At 53.4% G+C, this 20,254-nt stretch carries 21 protein-coding genes and 3 pseudogenes; 4 read left to right on the plus strand and 20 right to left on the minus strand.

Annotation, left to right across the window (positions count from 1 at the left end; genetic code table 11):
* A pseudogene (locus R7Q48_RS19320) lies at positions 1-247 on the minus strand (IS6 family transposase); the annotation flags it as partial.
* Positions 248-309: 62 nt separating this feature from the next.
* On the opposite strand from R7Q48_RS19320, the pseudogene R7Q48_RS19325 reads away from it, so the two are divergent.
* Both R7Q48_RS19325 and R7Q48_RS19330 read left to right on the plus strand, forming a co-directional pair.
* A pseudogene (locus R7Q48_RS19325) lies at positions 310-1,104 on the plus strand (Tn3 family transposase); the annotation flags it as partial.
* 57 nt (positions 1,105-1,161) lie between these two features.
* Positions 1,162-1,404, plus strand: coding sequence for a transposase (locus R7Q48_RS19330; RefSeq protein WP_000844627.1), 243 nt, complete (start codon positions 1,162-1,164; stop codon positions 1,402-1,404).
* A gap of 31 nt (positions 1,405-1,435) precedes the next feature.
* Here the strand turns inward: R7Q48_RS19330 and tetR(A) are convergent, their stop codons facing one another.
* Positions 1,436-2,071, minus strand: coding sequence for a tetracycline resistance transcriptional repressor TetR(A) (gene tetR(A) / locus R7Q48_RS19335; protein WP_039045916.1), 636 nt, complete (start codon positions 2,069-2,071; stop codon positions 1,436-1,438).
* A 105-nt stretch (positions 2,072-2,176) separates the two neighbouring features.
* On the opposite strand from tetR(A), the gene tet(A) reads away from it, so the two are divergent.
* On the plus strand, positions 2,177-3,376 hold the full coding sequence (tet(A), locus tag R7Q48_RS19340) for a tetracycline efflux MFS transporter Tet(A) (protein WP_000804064.1): 1,200 nt from the start codon (positions 2,177-2,179) through the stop codon (positions 3,374-3,376).
* A gap of 31 nt (positions 3,377-3,407) precedes the next feature.
* On the opposite strand, the gene R7Q48_RS19345 is transcribed toward tet(A), so the two are convergent.
* Both R7Q48_RS19345 and R7Q48_RS19350 read right to left on the minus strand, forming a co-directional pair.
* On the minus strand, positions 3,408-4,292 hold the full coding sequence (locus tag R7Q48_RS19345) for a DMT family transporter (RefSeq protein ID WP_000058717.1): 885 nt from the start codon (positions 4,290-4,292) through the stop codon (positions 3,408-3,410).
* A 137-nt stretch (positions 4,293-4,429) separates the two neighbouring features.
* Positions 4,430-4,822 (minus strand): cysteine hydrolase family protein, encoded by a 393-nt coding sequence (locus R7Q48_RS19350; protein WP_001351729.1) that lies wholly within the window; start codon positions 4,820-4,822, stop codon positions 4,430-4,432.
* A gap of 3 nt (positions 4,823-4,825) precedes the next feature.
* On the opposite strand from R7Q48_RS19350, the pseudogene R7Q48_RS19355 reads away from it, so the two are divergent.
* Positions 4,826-6,577 (plus strand): annotated as a pseudogene (locus R7Q48_RS19355) (Tn3-like element TnAs1 family transposase); the annotation flags it as partial.
* Between the two features lie 47 nt (positions 6,578-6,624).
* On the opposite strand, the gene R7Q48_RS19360 reads toward R7Q48_RS19355, so the two are convergent.
* The 16 genes from R7Q48_RS19360 to R7Q48_RS19435 all read right to left on the minus strand — a co-directional run bounded on the left by R7Q48_RS19360 (position 6,625) and on the right by R7Q48_RS19435 (position 20,214).
* Complete coding sequence (locus R7Q48_RS19360) at positions 6,625-9,075, minus strand: phosphoadenosine phosphosulfate reductase (RefSeq protein ID WP_210635772.1); 2,451 nt, start codon at positions 9,073-9,075, stop codon at positions 6,625-6,627.
* A gap of 229 nt (positions 9,076-9,304) precedes the next feature.
* A complete protein-coding gene (locus R7Q48_RS19365) occupies positions 9,305-9,859 on the minus strand; it encodes a hypothetical protein (protein WP_160188539.1) in 555 nt (184 codons plus the stop codon).
* A 72-nt stretch (positions 9,860-9,931) separates the two neighbouring features.
* The gene (locus R7Q48_RS19370) at positions 9,932-10,363 is read right to left on the minus strand and encodes a hypothetical protein (protein ID WP_193325772.1); all 432 of its coding nucleotides are present in this window, start codon (positions 10,361-10,363) and stop codon (positions 9,932-9,934) included.
* 60 nt (positions 10,364-10,423) lie between these two features.
* Positions 10,424-11,812, minus strand: coding sequence for a DNA cytosine methyltransferase (locus tag R7Q48_RS19375; protein ID WP_193325773.1), 1,389 nt, complete (start codon positions 11,810-11,812; stop codon positions 10,424-10,426).
* A gap of 77 nt (positions 11,813-11,889) precedes the next feature.
* Positions 11,890-12,192, minus strand: coding sequence for a hypothetical protein (locus R7Q48_RS19380; RefSeq protein WP_160188536.1), 303 nt, complete (start codon positions 12,190-12,192; stop codon positions 11,890-11,892).
* A 76-nt stretch (positions 12,193-12,268) separates the two neighbouring features.
* Positions 12,269-12,613 (minus strand): hypothetical protein, encoded by a 345-nt coding sequence (locus tag R7Q48_RS19385; protein ID WP_160188535.1) that lies wholly within the window; start codon positions 12,611-12,613, stop codon positions 12,269-12,271.
* A 193-nt stretch (positions 12,614-12,806) separates the two neighbouring features.
* Positions 12,807-13,160, minus strand: a complete 354-nt coding sequence (locus tag R7Q48_RS19390) for a topoisomerase II (protein ID WP_232351074.1) — start codon at positions 13,158-13,160, stop codon at positions 12,807-12,809.
* Positions 13,161-13,228: 68 nt separating this feature from the next.
* Complete coding sequence (locus tag R7Q48_RS19395; RefSeq protein ID WP_160188534.1) at positions 13,229-13,420, minus strand: hypothetical protein; 192 nt, start codon at positions 13,418-13,420, stop codon at positions 13,229-13,231.
* A gap of 57 nt (positions 13,421-13,477) precedes the next feature.
* Entirely contained in the window at positions 13,478-13,753 is a 276-nt protein-coding gene (locus tag R7Q48_RS19400) for a hypothetical protein (RefSeq protein ID WP_318132410.1), read from the minus strand.
* An 11-nt stretch (positions 13,754-13,764) separates the two neighbouring features.
* A complete protein-coding gene (locus R7Q48_RS19405) occupies positions 13,765-14,133 on the minus strand; it encodes a hypothetical protein (RefSeq protein ID WP_160188533.1) in 369 nt (122 codons plus the stop codon).
* A 135-nt stretch (positions 14,134-14,268) separates the two neighbouring features.
* Entirely contained in the window at positions 14,269-14,622 is a 354-nt protein-coding gene (locus R7Q48_RS19410; RefSeq protein ID WP_318132411.1) for a hypothetical protein, read from the minus strand.
* A gap of 319 nt (positions 14,623-14,941) precedes the next feature.
* Positions 14,942-15,274 carry a hypothetical protein gene (locus tag R7Q48_RS19415; protein ID WP_193325725.1) on the minus strand — a complete coding sequence of 111 codons (333 nt, stop codon included), beginning with the start codon at positions 15,272-15,274 and terminating at the stop codon, positions 14,942-14,944.
* Positions 15,275-15,339: 65 nt separating this feature from the next.
* Positions 15,340-15,828 carry a DUF3085 domain-containing protein gene (locus tag R7Q48_RS19420; RefSeq protein ID WP_160188530.1) on the minus strand — a complete coding sequence of 163 codons (489 nt, stop codon included), beginning with the start codon at positions 15,826-15,828 and terminating at the stop codon, positions 15,340-15,342.
* Between the two features lie 114 nt (positions 15,829-15,942).
* On the minus strand, positions 15,943-17,655 hold the full coding sequence (locus tag R7Q48_RS19425; RefSeq protein ID WP_193325689.1) for a VWA domain-containing protein: 1,713 nt from the start codon (positions 17,653-17,655) through the stop codon (positions 15,943-15,945).
* An 84-nt stretch (positions 17,656-17,739) separates the two neighbouring features.
* Positions 17,740-19,005: a DUF3150 domain-containing protein gene (locus R7Q48_RS19430; protein ID WP_160188528.1), complete on the minus strand. Its 1,266-nt coding sequence runs from the start codon at positions 19,003-19,005 to the stop codon at positions 17,740-17,742.
* Positions 19,006-19,203: 198 nt separating this feature from the next.
* On the minus strand, positions 19,204-20,214 hold the full coding sequence (locus R7Q48_RS19435; RefSeq protein ID WP_160188527.1) for a YqaJ viral recombinase family protein: 1,011 nt from the start codon (positions 20,212-20,214) through the stop codon (positions 19,204-19,206).
* Positions 20,215-20,254: the final 40 nt, after the last annotated feature.

Raw genomic sequence — 20,254 nt, forward strand, 5'->3', positions numbered from 1 at the left:
TCACGTAGGTTTCATCCATGTGCCACGGGCAAAGATCGGAAGGGTTACGCCAGTACCAGCGCAGCCGTTTTTCCATTTCAGGCGCATAACGCTGAACCCAGCGGTAAATCGTGGAGTGATCGACATTCACTCCGCGTTCAGCCAGCATCTCCTGCAGCTCACGGTAACTGATGCCGTATTTGCAGTACCAGCGTACGGCCCACAGAATGATGTCACGCTGAAAATGCCGGCCTTTGAATGGGTTCATGTGCAGCTCCATCAGCAAAAGGGGATGATAAGTTTATCACCACCGACTATTTGCAACAGTGCCATGTCGGCGTCCGCGATTCCACCTATGTGCTCGACGGCCTGCTGTACCACGAGTCCGACCTGCGGATCGAGGAGCACTACACCGACACGGCCGGCTTCACCGATCACGTCTTTGCCCTGATGCACCTGCTAGGCTTCCGCTTCGCGCCGCGCATCCGCGACCTCGGCGAAACCAAGCTGTACGTGCCGCAGGGCGTGCAAGCCTACCCGACGTTGCGCCCGCTGATCGGCGGCACCCTGAACATCAAGCACGTGCGTGCCCACTGGGACGACATCCTGCGCCTGGCCAGCTCGATCAAGCAGGGCACCGTCACCGCCTCGCTGATGCTGCGCAAGCTCGGCAGCTACCCGCGCCAGAACGGACTGGCCGTGGCCCTGCGCGAGCTGGGCCGGATCGAGCGCACGCTGTTCATCCTGGACTGGCTGCAAAGTGTTGAACTGCGCCGCCGCGTGCATGCCGGCCTGAACAAAGGTGAGGCGCGCAACTCGCTGGCCAGGGCGGTGTTCTTCAACCGCCTTGGGGAAATCAGGGATCGGAGCTTCGAGCAGCAGCGCTACCGGGCCAGCGGCCTCAACCTGGTGACGGCGGCTATCGTGCTGTGGAACACGGTGTACCTGGAACGCGCCACCCAGGGGTTGGTCGAGGCCGGCAAGCCGGTGGACGGCGAGCTGCTGCAATTCCTGTCGCCGCTGGGCTGGGAGCACATCAACCTAACCGGCGATTACGTCTGGCGGCAGAGCCGCAGACTGGAAGACGGGAAGTTTCGGCCCTTACGGATGCCCGGAAAACCTTAGCGTACGATTTTTTCCGAATTCTGCGGGCTCCCCTATCTCATCTGCGCAAGGCAGAACGTGAAGACGGCCGCCCTGGACCTCGCCCGCGAGCGCCAGGCGCACGAGGCCGGCGCGCGGACCCGCGCCACGGCCCACGAGCGGACGCCGCAGCAGGAGCGCCAGAAGGCCGCCAGAGAGGCCGAGCGCGGCCGTGAGGCTTGGACGCTAGGGCAGGGCATGAAAAAGCCCGTAGCGGGCTGCTACGGGCGTCTGACGCGGTGGAAAGGGGGAGGGGATGTTGTCTACATGGCTCTGCTGTAGTGAGTGGGTTGCGCTCCGGCAGCGGTCCTGATCAATCGTCACCCTTTCTCGGTCCTTCAACGTTCCTGACAACGAGCCTCCTTTTCGCCAATCCATCGACAATCACCGCGAGTCCCTGCTCGAACGCTGCGTCCGGACCGGCTTCGTCGAAGGCGTCTATCGCGGCCCGCAACAGCGGCGAGAGCGGAGCCTGTTCAACGGTGCCGCCGCGCTCGCCGGCCTGCTCCTCAAGCACGGCCCCAACAGTGAAGTAGCTGATTGTCATCAGCGCATTGACGGCGTCCCCGGCCGAAAAACCCGCCTCGCAGAGGAAGCGAAGCTGCGCGTCGGCCGTTTCCATCTGCGGTGCGCCCGGTCGCGTGCCGGCATGGATGCGCGCGCCATCGCGGTAGGCGAGCAGCGCCTGCCTGAAGCTGCGGGCATTCCCGATCAGAAATGAGCGCCAGTCGTCGTCGGCTCTCGGCACCGAATGCGTATGATTCTCCGCCAGCATGGCTTCGGCCAGTGCGTCGAGCAGCGCCCGCTTGTTCCTGAAGTGCCAGTAAAGCGCCGGCTGCTGAACCCCCAACCGTTCCGCCAGTTTGCGTGTCGTCAGACCGTCTACGCCGACCTCGTTCAACAGGTCCAGGGCGGCACGGATCACTGTATTCGGCTGCAACTTTGTCATGCTTGACACTTTATCACTGATAAACATAATATGTCCACCAACTTATCAGTGATAAAGAATCCGCGCGTTCAATCGGACCAGCGGAGGCTGGTCCGGAGGCCAGACGTGAAACCCAACAGACCCCTGATCGTAATTCTAAGCACTGTCGCGCTCGACGCTGTCGGCATCGGCCTGATTATGCCGGTGCTGCCGGGCCTCCTGCGCGATCTGGTTCACTCGAACGACGTCACCGCCCACTATGGCATTCTGCTGGCGCTGTATGCGTTGATGCAATTTGCCTGCGCACCTGTGCTGGGCGCGCTGTCGGATCGTTTCGGGCGGCGGCCGGTCTTGCTCGTCTCGCTGGCCGGCGCTGCTGTCGACTACGCCATCATGGCGACGGCGCCTTTCCTTTGGGTTCTCTATATCGGGCGGATCGTGGCCGGCATCACCGGGGCGACTGGGGCGGTAGCCGGCGCTTATATTGCCGATATCACTGATGGCGATGAGCGCGCGCGGCACTTCGGCTTCATGAGCGCCTGTTTCGGGTTCGGGATGGTCGCGGGACCTGTGCTCGGTGGGCTGATGGGCGGTTTCTCCCCCCACGCTCCGTTCTTCGCCGCGGCAGCCTTGAACGGCCTCAATTTCCTGACGGGCTGTTTCCTTTTGCCGGAGTCGCACAAAGGCGAACGCCGGCCGTTACGCCGGGAGGCTCTCAACCCGCTCGCTTCGTTCCGGTGGGCCCGGGGCATGACCGTCGTCGCCGCCCTGATGGCGGTCTTCTTCATCATGCAACTTGTCGGACAGGTGCCGGCCGCGCTTTGGGTCATTTTCGGCGAGGATCGCTTTCACTGGGACGCGACCACGATCGGCATTTCGCTTGCCGCATTTGGCATTCTGCATTCACTCGCCCAGGCAATGATCACCGGCCCTGTAGCCGCCCGGCTCGGCGAAAGGCGGGCACTCATGCTCGGAATGATTGCCGACGGCACAGGCTACATCCTGCTTGCCTTCGCGACACGGGGATGGATGGCGTTCCCGATCATGGTCCTGCTTGCTTCGGGTGGCATCGGAATGCCGGCGCTGCAAGCAATGTTGTCCAGGCAGGTGGATGAGGAACGTCAGGGGCAGCTGCAAGGCTCACTGGCGGCGCTCACCAGCCTGACCTCGATCGTCGGACCCCTCCTCTTCACGGCGATCTATGCGGCTTCTATAACAACGTGGAACGGGTGGGCATGGATTGCAGGCGCTGCCCTCTACTTGCTCTGCCTGCCGGCGCTGCGTCGCGGGCTTTGGAGCGGCGCAGGGCAACGAGCCGATCGCTGATCGTGGAAACGATAGGCCTATGCCATGCGGGTCAAGGCGACTTCCGGCAAGCTATACGCGCCCTAGGAGTGCGGTTGGAACGTTGGCCCAGCCAGATACTCCCGATCACGAGCAGGACGCCGATGATTTGAAGCGCACTCAGCGTCTGATCCAAGAACAACCATCCTAGCAACACGGCGGTCCCCGGGCTGAGAAAGCCCAGTAAGGAAACAACTGTAGGTTCGAGTCGCGAGATCCCCCGGAACCAAAGGAAGTAGGTTAAACCCGCTCCGATCAGGCCGAGCCACGCCAGGCCGAGAACATTGGTTCCTGTAGGCATCGGGATTGGCGGATCAAACACTAAAGCTACTGGAACGAGCAGAAGTCCTCCGGCCGCCAGTTGCCAGGCGGTAAAGGTGAGCAGAGGCACGGGAGGTTGCCACTTGCGGGTCAGCACGGTTCCGAACGCCATGGAAACCGCCCCCGCCAGGCCCGCTGCGACGCCGACAGGATCTAGCGCTGCGTTTGGTGTCAACACCAACAGCGCCACGCCCGCAGTTCCGCAAATAGCCCCCAGGACCGCCATCAATCGTATCGGGCTACCTAGCAGAGCGGCAGAGATGAACACGACCATCAGCGGCTGCACAGCGCCTACCGTCGCCGCGACCCCGCCCGGCAGGCGGTAGACCGAAATAAACAACAAGCTCCAGAATAGCGAAATATTAAGTGCGCCGAGGATGAAGATGCGCATCCACCAGATTCCCGTTGGAATCTGTCGGACGATCATCACGAGCAATAAACCCGCCGGCAACGCCCGCAGCATCGCGACCGTCATCGGTGAGAAGTTCGGCAGGTATTGGGTGGTGACAATGTAGGTGCTGCCCCAAATGGCAGGTGCTATCGCTGTGAACAATAAATCGGGCGTGCGTAATGACATGCGATTACAAGACCTCCGCTACGGCGATGGGTTTTTGAGAGTTGCAGGCGCCGCGATGACCGCACCCTGACTTGGACTGGCCCTGCCTCGCACCAATCCACCTGCGGCTATGGCCGCGATCATGCGAGGCCCGAAAATTACACGACCTGTACACGTCCGCCGAACCCGGAACGCAACAGAGCTTCGTGGGCATCCCGATCCGGGTCGTAGCAGCAGTCCTGGACCAAACGCACGTCGTAGTCCGCATCACTAGCCCAGGCGACGCTTGAAAGAACAACGCCGGTGGTGCTTATCCCGGCCATGACAAGCGTGCTTACGCCGCGCGTCCGAAGGTCGGCGTCGAGCGCCGTGCCATAAAAGACGCTGGCTCGCGGACATGCATAGAAAAGGTCGCCCCGTTCGATCGCAAGCCCTTCGACGGGCAGACCGGTGCGAAATCGTCCGCTCGGGAGATACGGTGAGATTTGGCGATTCGTCGCCGGCGGCGCATGTTCATACTCTTCGCCGAGCGAAAAGTTGGGGAACAGCACGGGCCGGCCGCGCAAGGCGTGCTGGCAGCCGTGCAGACCCTGCGTGAGATGAACGCCGACAACCTGCGCAAGGTGCCGGCCGATGCACCCACGGCCTTCATCAAGCCGCGCTGGAAGCCGCTGGTGATCACCCCGGAAGGCCTCGACCGGAAATTCTACGAAATCTGCGCCCTGTCCGAGCTGAAGAACGCCCTGCGCTCCGGCGACATCTGGGTCAAGGGCTCGCGGCAGTTCCGCGACTTCGACGACTACCTGCTGCCGGCCGAGAAGTTCGCCGCACTCAAGCGCGAGCAGGCCCTGCCCCTGGCGATCAACCCGAACAGCGACCAGTACCTGGAAGAGCGTTTGCAGCTGCTGGACGAGCAGTTGGCCACCGTCACCCGCCTGGCCAAGGACAACGAGCTGCCCGATGCCATCCTCACCGAGTCAGGGCTGAAAATCACCCCGCTGGATGCGGCGGTGCCGGATCGGGCGCAGGCGCTGATCGACCAAACCAGCCAGTTACTGCCGCGCATCAAGATCACCGAACTGCTGATGGACGTGGACGACTGGACGGGCTTCAGCCGCCACTTCACCCACTTGAAGGACGGGGCCGAGGCCAAAGACAGGACGTTGCTGCTGTCCGCAATCCTCGGTGATGCGATCAACCTCGGGCTGACCAAGATGGCCGAGTCGAGCCCCGGCCTGACCTACGCCAAGCTGTCCTGGCTGCAAGCCTGGCACATCCGCGACGAAACCTATTCGGCGGCCTTGGCCGAGCTGGTCAACCACCAGTATCGCCACGCCTTTGCCGCCCACTGGGGCGACGGCACGACCTCATCCTCCGATGGCCAGCGCTTCCGCGCGGGTGGCCGGGGCGAGAGCACCGGGCACGTCAACCCGAAGTACGGTAGCGAGCCGGGACGGCTGTTCTATACCCATATCTCCGACCAGTACGCGCCGTTCAGCACCCGCGTGGTGAATGTCGGCGTCCGCGATTCCACCTATGTGCTCGACGGCCTGCTGTACCACGAGTCCGACCTGCGGATCGAGGAGCACTACACCGACACGGCCGGCTTCACCGATCACGTCTTTGCCCTGATGCACCTGCTAGGCTTCCGCTTCGCGCCGCGCATCCGCGACCTCGGCGAAACCAAGCTGTACGTGCCGCAGGGCGTGCAAGCCTACCCGACGTTGCGCCCGCTGATCGGCGGCACCCTGAACATCAAGCACGTGCGTGCCCACTGGGACGACATCCTGCGCCTGGCCAGCTCGATCAAGCAGGGCACCGTCACCGCCTCGCTGATGCTGCGCAAGCTCGGCAGCTACCCGCGCCAGAACGGACTGGCCGTGGCCCTGCGCGAGCTGGGCCGGATCGAGCGCACGCTGTTCATCCTGGACTGGCTGCAAAGTGTTGAACTGCGCCGCCGCGTGCATGCCGGCCTGAACAAAGGTGAGGCGCGCAACTCGCTGGCCAGGGCGGTGTTCTTCAACCGCCTTGGGGAAATCAGGGATCGGAGCTTCGAGCAGCAGCGCTACCGGGCCAGCGGCCTCAACCTGGTGACGGCGGCTATCGTGCTGTGGAACACGGTGTACCTGGAACGCGCCACCCAGGGGTTGGTCGAGGCCGGCAAGCCGGTGGACGGCGAGCTGCTGCAATTCCTGTCGCCGCTGGGCTGGGAGCACATCAACCTAACCGGCGATTACGTCTGGCGGCAGAGCCGCAGACTGGAAGACGGGAAGTTTCGGCCCTTACGGATGCCCGGAAAACCTTAGCGTACGATTTTTTCCGAATTCTGCGGGCTCCCCTTCGGGAGTGCTTTTTATGCGGCCAAGGGCAAGCCTTGCAGTCCTATTTGCAACTTTGTGTCGTCACGGCGATGTAAGCGTTGGACCGCCTTTATCATCGTTTTGACATGTCGCTCCAAAGAGGCTGGATGACGTTTTGACAGCAGGTTGATCCAGTTGAGATAGATAGTCAGCGAGGAACCTTCTGTTAAAGCCGCCTTTATCGTCTCATACTGTCCTACGACACCCAGAACAACATCAGTTACCCACGGAGCGTCAGTGTTGTCTTGAAGCTCGCTGAGTGCCATATACGCCTTTCTTCTGGTCGCGGCCATGTAACGACGGGTGTTGGCGTTTCCGCTTCCCTCTCGTCCTTCCATAACACTCATACAGAATGCACTGGAGTAACAGAGCATCGCGTCAGTCACGTAGTTAAACCATCGCTCCTGATGTCGTTTCTGCTCTTCTATTACTTCTTGGTAAAGGTTATTTTCGATGAGCAACCCCGTCGGAGTCCGGTGGTGCAGGTGGAAATTGAACGTTAAGTGTAAGTTGATCCACCAGCGTACCGTTGCCAGTCTTCCCTTGATTTTTCGCTTCACCAGTTCTTTGTACTTGTCATCGAAAAGCACTTTGAGATCCTTACGCTGTTGGATTCCTTCCATCGTCTGTAGCCCTGTAAGGCTCATCTGGTGATAGGTTTGACCTCTTTGCATCATGCGGTGGTACAAAGCGCCTTTTCCTTTCGCAAGCTGGATGGCTCCGAACCGAAGGTAGAACTGAGCAGCACTACCGGGCGTATAATGTCCCTTTAGTACCGACTCTCTAAGTCGAGGGTATTCATTCCAGATGATGAACGTAGCGGAGTCGGGATCAACTTTCACCTCATCATCCTCTGCGAAACAAACCACCCTTCTCTTTCCGTCTGCGGAATTGATAACTTTCGCTGCCAGCGGGTCATCCCCGCCGTCAAAGTAAGCCATTTCCGCTAACGGGTCTGCCAAGCCATCAGAAAGCGAACCATCGCCCCAGCGTCCAACCCTCAACCACAATGGCTTTGGAATTGGTGACTGAGGAACGATTTCGCACTGCGGCTCGTCCTCCAGCAAATCCAGCTCCCCCATTGACCAAACCCTGTGGTAAATCTCCAGGGCATGGAAAGGCTTATCATTGAAATGATGGAAAGCCCACATGAAGTCGATATGGACTAAAGCCTCTTCCGATATGATCCGGAATTGCGGCTCAGCCATTCGACGGTTCCAGTCGTTATCCTCTGCTTGCCCAGTAGCTAGCTTGTAAGCCAGCTCATCAGCTCTTTTTTGCTCCATGTAGTCCATGCTGCAACAGATATGAAGCAATCGCTCAAGGAAAACAGGACTGTAGACATCCGGCTGTATTTTGATGTACCCCCCCTCATAAATCGTTCGACCTACGGGATGGCGATCTTCCCAAGCGTACCGGCGTTTTGCCAGATAGCGCTGGATGCGGTTCAGTCCAGACATGTAGCCATGCCTTTCAGGGTCCGTGGCAAGTAATGTCTCCATCGACTTATCCAACCCTACAGCTTGGCAAGCCCAACAACCGAAACGAGCGCCGCACGCATCACTGGCCCTCCTCTCTGTTGCCGACCACACGCACTCTCCTGTTGCCGCCTTGTAGAGTTCTGCCGTGGCGATATTGCTCTCCAAGTAACTTGGCAGAGGATGTGATGAGCTCATGCCCGCGGATAGCAAGAATTCCCAAACATCACTCGCTAACCATTTTTTCACCACATACAGCTCCCCCCCATCTTTCGTTTTAATAACGCGGTCTGAGCTTCCTTGCTGCTTTGCAATGTTGGCTGCACGAATGGTGCTTTCTGCATCACGACTACCCAGTAAAAGACAAACTTTCTGTCTAACCTCCTTGGGGAGATCTCGCATATAAGCTGCCTTAGCTTTCTTGGCAGACGTGATTTTCAAATCCTGGGAGCATTGCCGTGCGCTATTGCTAAACGATGGCAACCCCTTCCCTGTAAGAATTCGGCCCGTCCAGCTCTGCGAGATCCCCGGCTTTGCCAGAACGATGGTCAAAGGAAGATTCTCCCTTGCAATAAAACGTTCTAACTCGGCCAGCTTCTGATCCGCCAACCATCTTACTTCTGGGCTTTCGATCAATGTGTCAGTGTGCAGGATGAAGTGGTGTTGACTGATGGCCGCGCCACTCCTAACAGCTCGGATTAGAGCCATCAGGAACAGATGCAAGACTGTTTCAGAATCTTTACCACTGGAATAGCCAATCATCATGGTCCACCCATCAATCAAGGCCGAGTGAATGGCTTCAACCGATGACGTAATCAATGATGACAAACTGGTTCCTCTACTGACATCAATGAAGTTCAAATCCTCGTTATCAGTCAGTTCTGACCAAACAGAATCCCACTTATCCCCGCGCAAAAGCACCGGAAAGGGTTGTTCTGTCAGATCAAAGTTTAATGCTTGTTGCATAGAGCCTCCTGGATTAGCAGGGTGCTCATCCCTTCCGGGAAAGCACCCCGGTAGGGTTGATAATTTGCTGTTTGTTTTTGGCAGCCAGCTACCGCACTTGAGCGCCTAAGGCACTTTCCGAAGCATCCAGGGAATTCGAGAAACTTAGGAAAGCACGGGATTTCTCCCTGCGCTAATTCCCCTTTTAAAAGGGACGGTGCGCCGATTTCTCGGCGCACTCTGGATGAATTTACACAGTCAAGAACCAACGCCTCATCGGAACGGTGATGTCTAACATCCCGTTGCCACATGGATTCTGGCCCCAGAATCTGTAGGTCGTCTCATAGAAGTCAAACTCAAACAAAGATTGAATCTGCACTTCTGAGATCGGCTCAAATGGTCCACCGCAACCGATGTGCATATTGAGCCCATAATCTCGAAGCTCTAGCTCTCCGAGGTTTAGCGTTTTCCCACCCACACAAGCAACCAAGTTCTGATTTCTGATGTCGCCTTCTTTGAACAGCAAAGCAGACTCATCGTAGCTACCATATCGGTTGGTAAACTTCACAATATGTCCGTGTTTGGGTGAGGTTTGTTCCGATAACTCTTTCAGCAATCGCTTTACACTTTGAAACCTTGCGTACAGAGCCGGTGTAAATTGCCCAGAATAGTTCAAGTTTGGGCAAATCATTTCAAGCATCTCATCTGGTACAGACTCCAGTCCCATTTGCGCGGCCAATGGCTTAGCCTTTTTCAGACCTTCCTCAAGTATCCCCTGATTTACAGCTTGTTTTAATGTATTCATTTGACTCTCCACTTACGAGAGAGCAATGCAAGCCGTCTCCGGACTTACATTGCCCGTTAACGGCTTATTGGCTTATCCAAAGAGGTACGGAGCTACGCCAGTCAGGAAGCCCATGACTCCTAAAACAGCGCCAACCACACCCAGTTTGATTGACAGTTGGACACTTTGATCTGGATGGTTCCAGAACCACAGCCAGACTTCCCAGCGCATGGCTCTGCGAACCTCAAGATTTACAGTGTCTTTAAAACGAACACCCAGAATATCTACAGCATCGTAATCCAGCGCAACCGCCAGCTTCGTGATGGATAAATTCCCCGGATTGCCCATCGCATACCGGAGAACCTTTGCTTTGGTCTCTGGGTTTACGATCATTACCGGCTCCCTCCTGAAAAAACGGGTTTTGTCTTTTCGCTTGGAATCCATATTGCGGTTATGGAACCTGACAATACAGTGTTGAAGGCCTGAGTCCCCGGAAGGTAAAGGCACAACAATTTCGATTTTCATGATTGCACTCCTTTCGGATAGGCCGGAGAAAAGGCCTTTCGGCATTGCCCCGGAGTGTTACTAATGCACTAAAGATGAAGTGACCATGATTGGCATCACTCCCACCCAGCTCCAAAGACTGTTCCCTAATGCGAGGGCTAAAGCCTCGAACGCGGGAAAGACTACCGATTGCCCGAGAATCTGGTGGGCTACAGTGTCAGACAGACCTTGGATGAGTTCCTCTGGTATCCCTTTCACTCGACAATGTTCTGTCGGTGTAAAGATGCGAGATAACTCAGGCCGTTCAGGATGAACAATGAAAGGTTCGGTACTTCTGCATTTTGCATAGTCCTTCCCTATGGTGCCGCAAAGCTCATTGTCGCCAGTCAGAAGCTGACGAGAAAAGCCCTTGCCAGCAGCTTTGTCTCTCAACTCCTTCTCAGCCAGATAGTCAAATGACTTCCAACGTTCAGAATCAAGGGGCACCGGCTCAAGAATATCCTGGATACGGCTTTCCTTGGTACGAACAGACTGAACCTTCTCAAGTTCAAAACCGTCGATCCCGTGGGAAAGCGCAACAACACAAAGACGCTTGCGGCGCTCAATCACTCCAAACTCATTGCCGTCGAGAATACGCTCTTGTAGGGAGTACCCCAACGAAGATAGTACCGAGCGGATCACTTCCATCGAAGCAGTATTCTGGTACTCAGGCACGTTCTCAATCAGCACAATGGCTGGGTTAAGCGCTTCTACAAATTGCAGGAAGTTAAAGAACATGGACCCGGCCTCCTCATGCGATTCGGCAAACTCCAATTTGTTCTTACTGCGACCTGACTTTGATGCGCCGGTACACGGTATGCCCCCCATCAAAACATCCACCTGAGGTGGACGCTTGCTGAGATTCACAGCCTGGATTGGCGATTCGATAACAATTGAATCTTTGTTCCAAAGCTCCGGGTTGTTTGCCAAAGACGAATCGAGATATTTACCCTCCATCTCTACGGCCACTGATATGGCACTGGAAATTCCCGCTTTGTGAAAACCGGCGTGAATCGCTTTATCAAGCACCCCACCCCCATGAAAGAGGCTGCATACCGAAAGCGATTCTCCATTCTCCAGCTTGCTGATAAGCCGATTGACGCGCTCGTTCACTCGCTCTTGTTGGTGGTGAGCGGAGATTACAATTGCGCCATTACGAATGAACACGCGGAGCATCTCTACACCGTTAAAAACGGTAGCGAGCTCTTGCGCGGTCAGATCGATGATTGGAGACACTCGGCCATTGCGCTCACGCTTACTGATTGTGAATTTGCCTTCCTCTTTGACGCGAAGCACAACCTGGGAATCTTTCAACTCCAGATCGTACTTCATGCCAGGATAGTAACCCTCACGCAGCAGCTTTTGGCCTTCCAGCCAGACGCGCTTCTTGCCTCTATGTTCTCCTAACTTGGTGTTTACGATAGTAGCCATGAGCTCTCTCCTTTCGGTTGAGAGGCCACTACCATCCCTATCGGGAAGTAATGGCCCCGATGGGTTTAAAGTGGTTCTCAGTTCACAGCAGCGCGGTGAGACTGAATGGCATTAGCAAAGCCAGCCATTTGTTCAGGAAAGGTGTAACGGTTGATGTCTTGGCTTCTAGCCAAATGGACATGCACACTTTTCACCCTCGTTTCATCAGAGTCGTACTTCTCAAGCGCCAGCTTTTCAGCTTCTTCCGGATCTCGGCCCAGTGAGTAGGCGTAGATCACAGAGGTGAAGCCCAGTCCTGAGCCGAATGCGTAGACTTGTTTCTCGAAATGGACGTCAGCGAAATAGATGCAGAATCCAGACTTGAGGTTATGTTTTTCCATGATGCACTCCAAATAGTTTGAGGGCGCACCACGTCCCGAACCGGGCGGATGCACCCGGTTCGGGTTGGTTGATTGATCAAGCCACTACGCCAGCTTGAGTTTTTATTGCGTCAAGAGCGATCTCTGCTTCCTGGATAGAACCGGTGCTGTACAGCTTATGCAGCACACGGCCAAGGTTCACAGAGGTCTTTTCTTTCACTTGGAGATACTTGACATAGAAGTCATAAAGTTTTTCCGCCTGCTCAAGGTGGGACATGCTCTCAACGGGAATTGTATTTCCTGGAGTGCAGTACCACTTTCCGATCACCTTTTGTACAAATCCCTCTTTGTCTCCTACGAACTGATTTGAGCCAAACACCCCACTGGTTGGTGAGCGTTGAATAACAGAAATCGGATTCGCAAAGCTAGCAAGAGTAGTCATAGTTGTGGCTCCATGTTTTTTCAGGGAACCACCTGCCCGAGGGACGGAGATCCCCCAAGGGTTATATTGAATGCTGTTTGTTTGGGGAGGCCAGCTACCTCACTTTTCACTCTCGTCAGAGAGCAAAATCTTGCTTTCCGAGAGGCACAAAACTTTCACATGTGAAAGTCGATGCCGCTGGGAAAGCAGGGGGTTAACCCCCCGCCTTAACCCGCGCTAAGCGGTTTAGGATCGACTCCACGCCGTCCCTTATTCCAGATGGATCGTAACCGGCTTCATTGCAGCAGAGCACAAATGAGAATGGATGAACATCGTCTGACATCACCCAATCCATTGTTTCCTGCTTGATTTCACTTCCAGCTCGACCATCAGCAAGGATTCTAAGGCTGTGCCATAAAAGCTCATCCCGTAACTGCCTGATCTCATCATCAGTCCATTCAGACTTTGACTCTAATGGAATAACTTCTACGGTTTTCGGCACTTCATCCAAGAAGAAAAGCGGCAGCTCAAGCTGGTTCTCCTTCTGGATCATCTTAACTGCGTTCATGGTGACTCCTTTTACAGGCACCATGCCCCCACAGGGGCATGAAGCCCCCAGTGGGGTTACAGTCATAGTTACTTCACGCTTGCCAGTTGAGAATTGATATTCTCTTCCAGCCAGTTTTGAAGCGATTCAAGGTCACGTTTGTCCTCCATTTTGCTAGCGTTACGAGCGTCTTCCGACACGGCGCGCAACATGGCGTCAGCCTCAGCAAGTGATGCGACATTGTTCCCAGAGAACACAATCGTTTGACTGTGATCTTTCATAGTCTTCTCCTTTGAGTGTGGAGGACCGTCTCCCATCAGGAAGCTCGGTCCCGTGGGTTAAAAGTAAAAATCCTCCGGCTCTTCATGGTCGGGCTTTTGCTCAACTGGTCGAAGCAATTCAGCTTCACCAACGAACTCAAGCTCAGGATGAAAAGCAGGATGAAATCCTCGATGCCAAACTGGATGGTCGTTATCGAGGTCTAAGTAGCAGTGCCGCCCACTAGCTGGGTGATAGCAGTAAAGCCACTGTCTACCATTAACAGTAAACGGCTTCTCTGTACCTCCACATGCGGGTAGAAGGTTATCAGCTGCTATATGCGCTACAGCGCCCATAGTCTCAATCCTCAACACACACCTCCTTCAATGCCACTTCCAAGCTCGACCATTTCAATCAGGTCAAGCTGGGTCATGTCGGAATTCAGAGAGCTGTCAATTGTTGAGTGAATGATGCCTTTGTGGGCTAAGCCTAAAACCAATTTGATAGTCGAAAGCAAAGACTCAGCTTCGCTCTCGATTTGATCCAAAATGTCTTTCCATTCCCAATGTTCAAGTAGTTGGCAGACGACCAGATCCTCAGGCTCATCTCCACGCTCTACACACTCCGACAAATACTCATAAGCCTTGTACCAATTCTCTTGTTGACCCAGTTCACTGAGCACTTGAGCAGTAGCATGACCGTATGCGATTTGTTCAACGTTGGTATTGATAGACATAGAGTTTCTCCTCGTAATGGATAGAGGAGTCCCTCCCGCAGGAAAGGCTCCTCCGGATAGGTTAAATATCAAAAGTCACATGCGATTAAACAGTGATACCTTGGTAGAGACTTTGATGGTCCCTTAGGGTTTAATTTATGCGACAAATGTATTGAGAGCGCGTTTTATATCTAACTCAAACTCATCTACGCATGGCATTGATGCGCTCATCTCGTCATACCCCTCTCGCTCAATAATTCCCCAAAAACAGTCTGATAGATTGTCAACCAAATCGAATAGTTCACTTTCTTTCCACTTGTTTTGGGCATTTTCTATTTCGTCAACACACCTATGGATAAGGATTGAATATGAATAAAGATCTACAACAAAATCATCTTCACCATACCCAAAACAATCTCCGATATTGATGTTGTTTTCTTCTGCATATTTCAGTACAGCGGTAGTGAAATAGAAATGGTATTTTGCTGCGTGTGTGTTTTTTGTACTCATGGCTGTCTCCATAAAGTTGAAGAGGCAACCAGCGCCTACTAGGGCGTGATTGCCCCATTAGGGTTAATTTATGAGATCTGCTATCGAGCTAGATATGCCCGAGGATTTTGATCAAAGTGAATTAATGCTGTTTATTTTTGGCGACCAGCTATCGCACTTTTTCGCCCTCAGAGAGGACAAAACTTACTTTCTTAGCAACCCTCAATGAAGATCGCTAAGAAAGTGGGAGAGCATTCCCTCCTCACTTTTATTGTTCCACGAGAGCTATATCAACAGGAGCGCTCAAACTGCCCTTTTCGGGTGCAAACTCAAAGACGCATCAACTGACCCATCTTTTCAGTTCTTCAACCAGATGTTCGGGCAACTGACTCGCAGAGCAGGCCAGCAAAACATCGAGGCCTACCGGCTCTTGAAAGCGCTTATTTGACCAAGCATCACCAACTGATGATTTTGCCCAGTCGATTGCTTGTCCAAGACTGTGGAACTGCCGTCTGCCTGTGTATCCCATACGACTATCCAAGGTGATCCCCTGAAATAGTTTCCAGTGCATTGGAGGGATGCGTTTGGCAAGCAGCAAGAAAGGTGTATCAGGCACAGATGCTCTTCTACCCTTGTTCTGATGATACAAATCCAAGTAAAGGAATTGGCTCATAGATTCTCCAAATAAAAACGGCCATCGTTACCGACGACCGTATTCATCAACAGGGATTACCTATATTACCCCTGCATCAGTTCAACCGAGTTTGTGGTTAACTTGATCCGAAACGCCTTCTGATTCTGGATAGCCCACTTGGCCCAGTCAGAAGGGATGCGAACCGAACAATCACCACCACCAAACAAGTTGCATTTATTTTCGTAGAAATCATCATCGAGCCCTGGATTACAGCCCTTAGCATAAGCGACTGTTCCGCGAGAGCTTGGAGACCCATCCGCTTTTGCATTAGTGATGAGGTAAACCCCATGATCTCCTACCAAAATCAAGGCGGGTTTAACTTTGCTCTGATCAATAAAGTTTTCTGAAGGCCAGAACATCCCGCTATGTTTTTCAGCTTCCAGTTCAGTCCGTCCATTTTTATCCCTAACTATGCCGTCAGAGTACATTTCAGGATTGAACAAATCGTCCACTGATGGTGAAAAATTGCTTGCTGCATCAAGCTCTTCAATCAACTTTTTCACATCATGGATTTTAAAAGTAAGTACAGACATTTGAGTTGCTCTCTATTCAAAAAAGGCTCCTCCTCCTAACAGGAGATAGGAAGCCCCTGCCAGGTTAAAAAATGGCGGCCACCCAAAATGGGCGACCGCGTTTATTTACACATGCTATGCCGCAAAAGCAGTCAGTGACCGCTCCATCAGCTTAAACAGTGTGCGTTGCAGAGCTGCCGCATCATCAATGACAATGTTCTTTTGGAACAGTCCTGACACTGCGGTTGTCTCTACCCCTATGCCTATCACCTCAACATCGCTTCGTTCACAGAGGTCAATCACAGAGCGACACGCTGGGGCACTTTGAGGCTGCCCATCAGTCACTACGATCAACATTTTCCGCTCTTCACGGGTCTTGGTGAGTTCAAAGGCTGCATACCACATAGCTTCCGCCATAGGTGTACCGCCAGTTGCTTTGAACCCAAATCGACCTGCCCGATTCTGAACCGTGTCTCCATGCTTCACGACACTGAACACTGGCTGGCTCCGGCTGCCACCAAAAAAGGTGACTGCTGGGTTTACACCGGGGATCACTTCCAGAGCCATAGAAATAGCCAAGGACGCTTCCCGCGCAATGTCTTGACGCTCCTTTCCATTGGCGGCTTGATAGGCCATCGAGGAACTCATATCGACTAAGATGTGAACCGCCGTGTTCGGGCGTTTCTTGGCTTCCGGCTTGAGAAATACGCGGGTATCGCCGGTCACTACACGATGTAGTTTCCGAGCATCCACTCGCTTCCCTGAGCGTTGGCTACGGTGAGCAACTCGCTGACTGGCCTGAACCAATCCGTAAAGCTGCGCTCTTATCTTTGAAGTAGTGCTCTTCACATCACCGACCAGACTTTTGCCAACAGCAGGATTATCCTTGGTGTTCACAGCAGAGCGAACTGTCATATAGCTACTATCGCCCTTATCATGAGCCACCCGGTTAAGCTCCGCTTTAAGTGCATCATGCGCGTCACCACGCAAATCACCGGCACCAGCATTCAAAACCTGCTGGAGGATTTTGGCAGCGTTTTGTTTCGCTGTGTCAGAGTTGCCACCAGCATCGTCTTGCTTCTGGTCTTTACCTCGCTGATCACTACCATTGGCATCTGGCCCTTGATTTTGATCATTACCACTTCCACCCTGATTGCTCTGAGATTGGTTGTCACCAGCATTCTGCTGATTGTTACCACTCTTACTATCCTTGGGTTTCTGCTCTTCTTTCTCCTTTTCCTCTTCAATCATTTTAATGATTTGGTCGGCCAAGGATGTCACCTCTGCGGTTGACTTTGTATTTACAGCCTTACGCAACAAAGCGTTCAGCCGAACAACAACCCCCTGAGGAAACACGCGCTCAAATACGGCAATAGCCGAATCGAGGTAAGGTTGAAGGACTGATTGCCCTACAGCCTTGGTTTGCAGCCAGTACAAACAGAACCCTGTCAGAATGGAGGCTGGAGCTTCGCTATCTGTAACGTGCTCGTAATGGCCTGCTTGAACCATATAGCGAGCAACTTCATTCAGTGTCTGTGAAGTGCCTGGGAAGAGATCCATCATGGCGCGTTCTATGCGACAGTCCTCCAAAACATTGGACAACTCGGCATGAAGGCCCCTGCGGCGTTCAACACCAAAATCCGTAAACCGGACATGGGCAGCTTCATGGGCCAAATATCCCCAGACGGCATCCATATGCGGATAGTCGTCAGGAATATTCGGAACCACGATGGTCTTACCATCGGTGTAAGCGTCATCATTACCGATGGCGACTTTGACACCGAGCTTTTCACCATAGGCTGCGGCCACGATTGGTAGAGCGCTGTAAATGGTGCGTTTTTTAGACATATCTTCTCTCCTAGTAGGAAAGGAGATAGTCCACCCCCAGAGGGAGTGGCTATCCCCTCTGGGTCGGTTTAATTGAAGTGACTATTAGAAGAAATAGTCGCCATCATCGTCAGTTTTAGGCGGTTCCTGGTCGGGATTTTCCTCTTGGATAGACTCTTGCTCTACCGGAGTTTCCTCTGGTAAAACAGGCTCATCCTCGACATCAACATGCTCTTCTTGAATCGCATCACCAGCATTAGATTTATCTTCCGATTCATCCTCGCTGCATTCTGTAAAATTCTTGAAAAAGTTGTCGATGTCTTCATCCAGGTCAACAGCGTTACCACTGCCGTTAGTCTGCTCGGATTGAACAGATTCAGTACCACCTACCTGTTGCTGATTGGCTTCCCCTTCCTCAGATGCAAGGGTAGGCTCACCAGATTTATCGCTTTTCTGTTCAGCTTTTTCATCTTTAGAACGGTCTCCCATCTGGGCTTCCGAACCACCAATGTCATTAGCCATACTCTCTACAGTAATCGAGCCATTAACATACTGCTCGATACGGTTTCTCTCACTCATGATCAGCACTGCGGCTACGACCTGATAAAAGAAAGGTGCAACAATGTTTCGACCGTCGGCATGTCGCTCGTACCCCCGGAGGGTTTGATCGAGCAATTTGACCAGAGGGTTAAAAGCACTGTTCAAGAAGCTAAGTCCATCCACTTTGTCGCGGATATTACGGAGTGTCTGCCGAGTTGTTACCGCACATTGGTCTCGACCGGCCAAACGTTCCATATAAAACTTATTCGCCTCCTGAACCAGCTCGGAGATGAGATCGTCACCGAGTCGCTCAACCTTGCGGTTAAGGCGTTTGGCGTTGGCCTCATCTTCGCTCACCGGCTGGATCATAAATACCTGGTACTCAAAGCCAATCCGCTCTTCGACCGTTTCCTTTGGAAGGGCACCGGCACGGATAGCACCTTCGTACTCAGGGTTTTCCAGACACCATTCATCCACGGCTTTGTTATAACCGTTTATGAAATCCTGTTTCAGTTGGTTGAACTGAATGCTGATGTCATTCAGCTTGTTACAGATTTCATCGGTCTTGCTGACGGGAACGGCAAATCCGTTCATGAACGGCATACCGAATTTCAGCAGGAGACGACGGGTTTCTGTTTTCAGGCGATGAAAACCTTTCAGTTTCGCCGGGTCACAGATCTTCTTACTTCCCAGTTGAGCTACTTTCTCAGGTGGAATTTCACCACCCTCGCCCAGCTTGAGATCAGATGCAGACAAACGGGTTTGTCCACTCCAAATGTCAAAGTCAACGTGGATAACACAGAGGCTTTGTAGATGGTTCACTTTAGTCATGATGCACTCCAAATTGTTTGAGGCGCACCACGTCCCGAACCGGGCGGATGCGCCCGGTTGGGCTAGTAAATTAACGCTAATTTGCTGTTTGTTTTTGGCGACCAGCTATCGCACTTTTTCGCCCTCAGAGAGGACAAAATCTTACTTTCCGTTGGAGACTCTCAGAATCCCCAAGGGAAAGCAGGGGAATCCCCCCGCTCACCAGTAGAACGACTCTACTTCTTCCGGCAAATCTTCAAGAGGCGCAAGTACGTCCTCATCAACTATATACCGTGGTTTCACCGAACCAGTAACCGTAACACGGCACCGCTCCGATGACTTCTCTCTGTACTGGTCAACATCCTCTGGCTTTATGCCTGAGGCCTTATCAGCCAACAGTTTTTTGTAATCAACCCGGCCAGCTGCTTTATATCGCGTAACCATCACACCACAGTAATCAGCGTGGAAGTATTCCCCCATAAGAGACTTCATGGTATCGAGATGAGGTTTTTGCCTTTCCTGAAGCTCAGCCAGACGTTGTTTCAGCGCCTGAATTTCAGCATCATGGAGGCGGTATTCCTCAGCAGCGGCAATCCAACGATTAACCTCTTCACCTTGCGGTATATACAGGTCTCTCTCTGGATCTTTGTCAGGCTCCTTCTTGTCTACTACCTGTTGCCAGAACTGTTTAGCTTCGGCCAAGATTTCTTGAATCATGGCTTCGTCTCGGAGTATTAAGAACTCCTGAATCTGACCTTCAAAATAGAAGACTAACCAACCTTGCTTAGCTCCTGTTACCAATAGTTGGTGTTGTACCTGAGGGTAATAAAGCTGGTAGGCCTTGCTGTTTGCTTTATCAGCACAAACATTTTCCCAGACAGTCGCGCTCGGGCTTTTGAGCTCGACGGGCTCCCCATTATCTCTCAGACCATCCAAGGAGGCCCTCATGAGCGGGTATTCAAGCGATTCGACACAAACGGGGAGCAGCATGTCATCATGCTTCTCCTCGAAAGCGCGTCTTGCAATATCTTCGTTTTCAACCCCCTGGCGAACCATCGGATTGAGACTCAGATCGACCTCACGCGCATACCCAGTCTTCTCAGCCCACAGTCTCCATCGTGTTTTGTACGGAGACAGATTGAGCAAGATAGCGGCGTCAGTGGCTGTTATGCCTTGACGCCGCCAATCAAGCCAATCATCTTCGCGTTGCGATAGATTCACTATTTTCATGGCTCTCTCCAGTGGTTAGGAGGGAGATCGCCCCCAACGG

The sequence above is a fragment of the Vibrio sp. 378 genome (genome assembly GCF_033339435.1).

Coding starts and splice junctions, on each gene's coding strand:
- R7Q48_RS19400 (WP_318132410.1), bottom strand. CDS start 13,753: ATGGGCGCTGTAGCGCATATAGCAGCTGATAACCTTCTACCCGCATGT.
- R7Q48_RS19375 (WP_193325773.1), bottom strand. CDS start 11,812: ATGGCTACTATCGTAAACACCAAGTTAGGAGAACATAGAGGCAAGAAG.
- R7Q48_RS19410 (WP_318132411.1), bottom strand. CDS start 14,622: ATGAGTACAAAAAACACACACGCAGCAAAATACCATTTCTATTTCACT.
- R7Q48_RS19360 (WP_210635772.1), bottom strand. CDS start 9,075: ATGCAACAAGCATTAAACTTTGATCTGACAGAACAACCCTTTCCGGTG.
- R7Q48_RS19395 (WP_160188534.1), bottom strand. CDS start 13,420: ATGAAAGATCACAGTCAAACGATTGTGTTCTCTGGGAACAATGTCGCA.
- R7Q48_RS19345 (WP_000058717.1), bottom strand. CDS start 4,292: ATGTCATTACGCACGCCCGATTTATTGTTCACAGCGATAGCACCTGCC.
- R7Q48_RS19420 (WP_160188530.1), bottom strand. CDS start 15,828: ATGTCTGTACTTACTTTTAAAATCCATGATGTGAAAAAGTTGATTGAA.
- R7Q48_RS19425 (WP_193325689.1), bottom strand. CDS start 17,655: ATGTCTAAAAAACGCACCATTTACAGCGCTCTACCAATCGTGGCCGCA.
- R7Q48_RS19415 (WP_193325725.1), bottom strand. CDS start 15,274: ATGAGCCAATTCCTTTACTTGGATTTGTATCATCAGAACAAGGGTAGA.
- R7Q48_RS19385 (WP_160188535.1), bottom strand. CDS start 12,613: ATGACTACTCTTGCTAGCTTTGCGAATCCGATTTCTGTTATTCAACGC.
- R7Q48_RS19405 (WP_160188533.1), bottom strand. CDS start 14,133: ATGTCTATCAATACCAACGTTGAACAAATCGCATACGGTCATGCTACT.
- R7Q48_RS19380 (WP_160188536.1), bottom strand. CDS start 12,192: ATGGAAAAACATAACCTCAAGTCTGGATTCTGCATCTATTTCGCTGAC.
- R7Q48_RS19370 (WP_193325772.1), bottom strand. CDS start 10,363: ATGAAAATCGAAATTGTTGTGCCTTTACCTTCCGGGGACTCAGGCCTT.
- R7Q48_RS19435 (WP_160188527.1), bottom strand. CDS start 20,214: ATGAAAATAGTGAATCTATCGCAACGCGAAGATGATTGGCTTGATTGG.
- R7Q48_RS19390 (WP_232351074.1), bottom strand. CDS start 13,160: ATGAACGCAGTTAAGATGATCCAGAAGGAGAACCAGCTTGAGCTGCCG.
- R7Q48_RS19365 (WP_160188539.1), bottom strand. CDS start 9,859: ATGAATACATTAAAACAAGCTGTAAATCAGGGGATACTTGAGGAAGGT.
- R7Q48_RS19430 (WP_160188528.1), bottom strand. CDS start 19,005: ATGACTAAAGTGAACCATCTACAAAGCCTCTGTGTTATCCACGTTGAC.